General features: G+C 70.3%; 4 protein-coding genes and 1 pseudogene. 1 reads left to right on the top strand and 4 read right to left on the bottom strand.

The features are described 5' to 3' along the window. Nucleotides 1–5: 5 nt before the first annotated feature. Entirely contained in the window at nt 6–287 is a 282-nt protein-coding gene (locus D7X74_RS41745) for a hypothetical protein (RefSeq protein WP_120538450.1), read from the bottom strand. A gap of 92 nt (nt 288–379) precedes the next feature. On the opposite strand from D7X74_RS41745, the gene D7X74_RS41740 reads away from it, so the two are divergent. Further along, on the top strand, nt 380–682 hold the full coding sequence (locus D7X74_RS41740) for a hypothetical protein (RefSeq protein ID WP_120538449.1): 303 nt from the start codon (nt 380–382) through the stop codon (nt 680–682). 25 nt (nt 683–707) lie between these two features. Here the strand turns inward: D7X74_RS41740 and D7X74_RS41735 are convergent, their stop codons facing one another. From D7X74_RS41735 to D7X74_RS41725, 3 genes and pseudogenes are all read right to left on the bottom strand, one after another. Beyond that, on the bottom strand, nt 708–1109 hold the full coding sequence (locus tag D7X74_RS41735; protein WP_120538448.1) for a hypothetical protein: 402 nt from the start codon (nt 1107–1109) through the stop codon (nt 708–710). Nucleotides 1110–1296: 187 nt separating this feature from the next. Then, on the bottom strand, nt 1297–1536 hold the full coding sequence (locus D7X74_RS41730) for a GIY-YIG nuclease family protein (protein WP_120538451.1): 240 nt from the start codon (nt 1534–1536) through the stop codon (nt 1297–1299). A gap of 73 nt (nt 1537–1609) precedes the next feature. After that, nucleotides 1610–1789: pseudogene (locus tag D7X74_RS41725) on the bottom strand (hypothetical protein); the annotation flags it as partial.

Genomic DNA, 1789 nt, shown 5'->3' with positions numbered 1-1789 from the left:
GGACGCTAGAAGCCGGGGGGCGGGGTGCGCGCCGCCACCGCCGCGAGCCCGTGGGCGCCCATGCCCAGGAACACCGCCGTCAGCACCGTGCTGGCCAGGAAGCCGGCGACGATGAGGTTCTTGCGCGGGTGCTCGAACTGGCTGAAGGCGTACACGAGCATGTAGCAGGGGATGAGCAGCACCATCACCCCCGTGCCCACGCTGCGGCGGAACGCGTGGATCACCAGGGTGACCGCGCACGCGAGCGAGACGACCCCGAACAAGATGGCGAGTGGCAGGAGCGGCACACCCGCTCCCTTAGCATGCCTTCGCCCCTTTCGCGGCGCGCGGACGCATACTAAGGACGGCCCGCCGCCCACCCGCCGAGGAGGTCCCTCCCATGTCCCTGCTCAAGACATTCCTCATCTTCATCCTGGCCGGCACCCTGCTGGGCACCCTCGTCGCGTCGCTGACGGCCCCCTCGTACATCGAGTGGAACAACAGCACGCCGCTCGCCGCGCAGACCATGTGCAACCTGCCGGAGGTGGTGCGCAGCGTGACCGCGTCGCTGATGCATTCGCAGTTGATGGGGGCGGCCATCGGCGCGGGCGTGGGCCTGGTGGCGGCCATCCTCGTCGCCATCCGGGGCCGCTCGAAGCAGCGGCCCGGCACTCCTCCGCCTTCCGCGACCGTCGCCGGTTAGCCCGGCCTGCCCCCCAGGCAGGCAGCTACTGCTTGGGGATGACGTAGATGTCCGGCGACTGCCCCAGCAGCACGCCCCCGTTGCCGTCCTTCACCTCCACGTTGAGGTGGATGGCCTGGTTCGGGTTCTCGGGGGGCGGCGGCACCGTCCAGGTGGGTGTCCCCACCGTGGTGCTGCTGAACGTCCCCGCCGGGTTCACGGGCACCTGCGACCAGAGATAGAAGATCTCGTCGTCGTCCGCGTCCTTCACCTCGAGCTGGAGCTGGATCACCGTCCCCTCCTCGAACTTCAGGCCGCCCACCGTCGACGGTGAGCCCAGGGGCCGGGGCCCCGCGGTGATGACGGGCTGGTGGTTGGGCGCGTAGCACCCCGAACCTCCCAATCCCAACGCAAGCAAGACGAACACGGAAGAGCGCGACCGGAGCATGGACTTCCCCCTGCAAGGAACGGCCACACCCTAGATCGACCCCCGGAATCCGTACACCCACCCGGGAGCCCCAGGCGGATCATCACTGCACGATGAAACAACCCGGCGCCGCGCGCCCACTGTCGCGCGGCCGGCATCCCGTCGCGCATTTAAAATCCCCCCGCCCAACAAGGCAGGGGGCCATGCGTTAGCGCCGCCCGGGACGCCGCGCGAAGAGCTGGAGCTTGTCCGCGCGGGTGAGCCGCTTGATGGCGGCCTCCCGGCGCAGGGCGGCGCTCCGATCCTCGGCGGGCTCGCTCCACACCAGCGTCACCGGCAACCGGGCCCGCGTGTAGGCCGCGCCCTTGCCGCGCCCATGCGTGGCCAGCCGGCGCTCCAGGTTGTTGGTGGCGCCCGTGTAGAGCGTGCCGTCGCGACAGCGCAGCATGTACACGGTCCAGGCGACAGGGGCGGCTTCGGACACGACGCCCCACTCTACCGCCGCCCGGACCCCGTCCCCGTCAGAAAAGCTTCTGCCTCCGCGTGGGGCGGGCAGCCAGGCGGGCCTGATGGATGCGCCGGCGCTCGTTGCTCCTCAGCTGCGTCTTGCGCACGCGCGCCATCACATCCGACACCTGCGCCAGTGGATCCGCCCCCCAGGCGGCCAGCAACTGTGTTTCGTGCACCACGCCCACCAACCC

Origin of the sequence: Corallococcus sp. CA047B (assembly GCF_003612065.1) — a bacterium.
In the GTDB taxonomy this organism is placed as follows: Bacteria; Myxococcota; Myxococcia; order Myxococcales; family Myxococcaceae; genus Corallococcus; species Corallococcus praedator.
The sequence above is the reverse complement of the archived record's forward strand: the minus strand, read 5'-3'. Positions and strand labels throughout refer to the sequence as shown.